Genomic DNA, 3,683 nt, shown 5'->3' on the forward strand with positions numbered 1-3,683 from the left:
GAAGTGCCCGATGACTATCCGCAGGCGCCCAGCACCGACGGCATCGACGTGGACAGCAGCCGAAACGTGACGGTGGACGGCTGCGTGTTCTCGGTTACCGACGACTGCATCGCGGCGAAGGGATCGAAGGGGCCGCATGCGCTGGACGATCTCACCAGTCCGCCGGTGGAGGGGCTGCGCGTGCGCAATTGCCATTTCCGGCGTGGGCACCATGCCCTGGCCTGCGGAAGCGAGGCCACCGTGGTGCGGGACGTCGTGATGGAGGACTGCCGCGTTACGGGGAATATCGTGCTGGCTCGGTTGAAACTGCGTTCCGACACACCGCAGCGGTACGAGGATATTCGCTTGCGACGCATTCAGCTGGACAACGCCGCGGGGACGGTGATCGCGGTGCAACCGTGGAGCCAATATACCGATCTCAAGGGCATGAAGCCGCCCATGTCACGGGTAAGAGGATTGGAACTTACGGAGATTTCCGGCAGGTTCGGTGCGCTCGGCACAATCCGGCCCAATCCCGGTCAGACCGAGATCCGCGACGTGCTTCTGAAGAATATCGACTTACGTCTGGCAAACGACGTTCTCGATACAGCCGGTGTCGAAGATCTGGTTTTCGATCACGTCATGATCAATGGACGAGTGCGCCGGGCTCCTGGAAAGAGCGCCTGATCGGGACCTGAATCGGGCGGCCTCAATGCGCCGAGGGGGCGGGTTCGTCGTCGATTGCGGTATTCAGGGCGGCGCGGGCGCGTTCCAGTGCCGTTGCGAAATCGGCGCGCCGGATGTCCGTCGTAGAGCGGACCAGCTTGCGCAGTTCCCGGGCGGTCAGAGCGCGCAGCTTCGCATCGTCCAGGCGCTCGAACTGCTGGGCAAGCCACTCGACCGAGGCGGGCTTGGCGTTGCGATGCGACCGCAAGGCCAGTTCCACGGGTGGCACGAGGAAGGCCAGTGTAGCAATGCCTTCGTATGGCGGAAGACCGAACAATTCCACGACCCTGAACCTTTTTTCGACTGTGCTGCGATGCGCTCGATATCTTCATAGGATCAAGGCAGGGAACTCGGTCGCGGCTTCAAAGGAATAGTTAATAACGATTGCGGGGTCTTCTAACGCGCAACCAAAATGCGGCCCCGCGCGCCATGCGCACGAGGCCCAGTCAGGGTCGCTCTTGCAAATTCTTCGAATGGGCTGCCGGCCCAGGCGGTGCCGCCTACTCGGCGGGCACCGTGCCTGCGACTGTTCCGTCCAATCCGCGACGATAGCTGCGCAGGACCAGTTCGCTCCATTCCGCCATGTTCTGACCATAGGCACGCAGGGAATCGGAGATGTAGGAGGCGCCGATCTGCGAGGCGCGAGCCGGATCGCCAGCGCTTGCCAGCTCGTCCAGGCATGACAGCAGCCGTTCGCGTGCGGTGGAGGCCTGACTGGCCAGTCGCGTCCCGATCTCCTGACCGTTCTCGAGCATCTGCTCGGCGGCGGTGCGGGCGGTGGAGGCGAAATGCCCGTTCATCGATCGTGCGCGATCGATGCTCTGTTGAAAGCCTGCGAATTCAGTCATCCGTCGTCCTTGCCGTTGTCGATCGTTCATCATGACGCTCCGTCGGTCGAGGCGTCGTAGTCCTTATCACCGGGCCTGCTAATCCGCGTCCAGCACCGCCCAGAGCCGCTGTTGCAGAGCCTGGGATTCAACGGGAGACAGCGTCGTCCGGTCGTCCTTGCCCGAACGGGACCAGGACCGATGGGCAGGCGGCGCGACATAGGATGCCGCTCGCAGGTTTGACCTTCCTCTTCTTGAGGCGATGCTCATGACGATCCATTCCCTCCTCGAAAACGATCCGGAAGAGCGCGCCTGAGCTGGCGCTTTATCCCCTGTCCGGCGTAGATCGTATAATATCAGTATAGACGAACCGGTCGGTCACCTTGTGGAGGTCTATCTACAGACGGGGATCGATTAAAAAAAGGGTAAAACTTTGTACGGCGGCGTACATATAATCGCTTTAATCCGAAAGTATTAATCTCTGGAATGTTATCGCAAACAATCCACATTGCCATGGATTCACAACAGTTTGGGAGGGTGCGGTCGAGGTGTGTCAAATCGGAACCTCGGCCACGATCAATCGTTGTATTATCCCGATAAAATAGAATATCTCTTGGCTACGGCCAGGGGGAGGGCTCTGCCGATGACAGGCGGAATGATACGTGAAACAACGTGCAACAAGCTGTTGCTGGGGATGGCTACCGCTGACCGAGCAAGGCTGGAATCCTGCGCCAGGAGAGAGAAAATCCCGGCGATGACTTACCTCGAGCGGCGCGGCGTGTTGCAGGATAGGGTCTACTTCATCGAATCCGGGGTCGTTTCCAATCTGGAGACGAGCGACATACCTACTCCGCTGGAAGTCGGGGTTATCGGCTGCGAGGGCATGGTTGGCGCCAGTTCGACGTGCGCCTTGCTTCCGCAGAGAGACAGTCGCGTCCAGATCGAAGGGGTGGCGCTCAGTCTGGATCGCGCCGCGTTTCAGTCCATGCTGGAGGCCAGCCCATCGATGCTCCACTATTTCCTGCGCTACATACAGACCCAGATCGTGCAGTTGAGTCTGGCCGCCAGCGCGGGTGTAAGGGCGACAGTGCAGCAGCGGCTCGCGCGCAAGCTGCTGATGTATCGTGATCGGATCGGCAACGACGACCTTCCGCTGACGCACGAGAACATGTCCGTTATCCTCGGGGTGAGACGGGCCAGCATTACGCATGCCATTCACAATCTGGAAGCCGAGCGGTGGATCAGGGCGCAGCGCGGCCTCGTCCAGATTCGCGACCGTGCCGGGCTGGTGGCCTATTGCGGGCCGTTCTACGGCGTGGCCGAAGCGCGATACGCGGAAATCATGGGCCACCCCTCCTGAAGGCAGACCGGGACGGTATCTGCTTGGGCACGCTACCTCGTACTGCTTCAGGCAACTTCCGAGGTTTTGGTACATTGTGCTCACCGGGCATGACGAAACCCATCCGGGAGACAGGCAGTGCAGAGCCATGGCGCCGTTGCGCTCTTCGTGCGGCGGCTTTCGTTGAGAAGCGTCTTGACGCCGGATGAAGTAGCTGCGCTTCACGAACTGGGCGGTCGCCGGGTTTCCGCATCGCGTGGTCAGGATCTCGTGCTGCCGGGTCATGGCGTGAACCACTCTACTTTGCTTGTTTCCGGCTTATTGGCCCGCTTCGACCAGATGGCGGACGGCAAGCGGCAGATTACCGCACTGCATATCCCCGGCGATATGGCCGATCTGCACTCCGTGCCCATGCCACTTCCGGCCTGGGGCATTCAGGCATTGGTTCCCTCGATCGTCCTGCAAGTCCCTCACGTCGATATGCGGCGTCTTGCCGAGAGCAAGCCAAGCATCGGGTTGGCGTTCTGGCGTGATACGGTGGTCGATGCCTCGATCCTGGCGAAATGGACCGCGAACCTCGGCAGGGCCGATGCCGTCACCCGCACCGCGCACCTGATTTGCGAGATGGGCATGCGGATGGAAGCCCATGGCATGGACAACCGCGCCGATTTCTTCCTGCCGGTAACCCAGTCGCAGCTGGCCGATGCACTGGGGCTGACGACAGTCCACGTAAACCGCACGGTGTCCACTCTGCGCCAGGAATGCGGTTTGCTGTTCGAGCAAGGTCGCGTCCGCATCTCCGACTGGACGAG

General features: G+C 60.9%; 5 protein-coding genes. 3 read left to right on the forward strand and 2 right to left on the reverse strand.

The features are described from left to right. The coding region (locus RT424_RS22500; RefSeq protein WP_313442794.1) for a glycosyl hydrolase family 28 protein at nt 1-666 on the forward strand (666 nt) is incomplete at its 5' end. Between the two features lie 22 nt (nt 667-688). Here RT424_RS22500 and RT424_RS22505 read toward each other — a convergent pair. Together RT424_RS22505 and RT424_RS22510 are read right to left on the reverse strand one after the other, a co-directional pair. Further along, nucleotides 689-988, reverse strand: a complete 300-nt coding sequence (locus tag RT424_RS22505) for a hypothetical protein (protein WP_313442797.1) — start codon at nt 986-988, stop codon at nt 689-691. 217 nt (nt 989-1,205) lie between these two features. Then, nucleotides 1,206-1,553 carry a hypothetical protein gene (locus tag RT424_RS22510; RefSeq protein ID WP_313442800.1) on the reverse strand — a complete coding sequence of 116 codons (348 nt, stop codon included), beginning with the start codon at nt 1,551-1,553 and terminating at the stop codon, nt 1,206-1,208. Between the two features lie 733 nt (nt 1,554-2,286). On the opposite strand from RT424_RS22510, the gene RT424_RS22515 reads away from it, so the two are divergent. Continuing rightward, nucleotides 2,287-2,892, forward strand: coding sequence for a Crp/Fnr family transcriptional regulator (locus tag RT424_RS22515; protein WP_313442802.1), 606 nt, complete (start codon nt 2,287-2,289; stop codon nt 2,890-2,892). Between the two features lie 117 nt (nt 2,893-3,009). Continuing rightward, the coding region (locus RT424_RS22520; RefSeq protein WP_313442804.1) for a Crp/Fnr family transcriptional regulator at nt 3,010-3,683 on the forward strand (674 nt) is incomplete at its 3' end.

The organism is Novosphingobium sp. (genome assembly GCF_032093395.1).
GTDB lineage: Bacteria > Pseudomonadota > Alphaproteobacteria > Sphingomonadales > Sphingomonadaceae > Novosphingobium.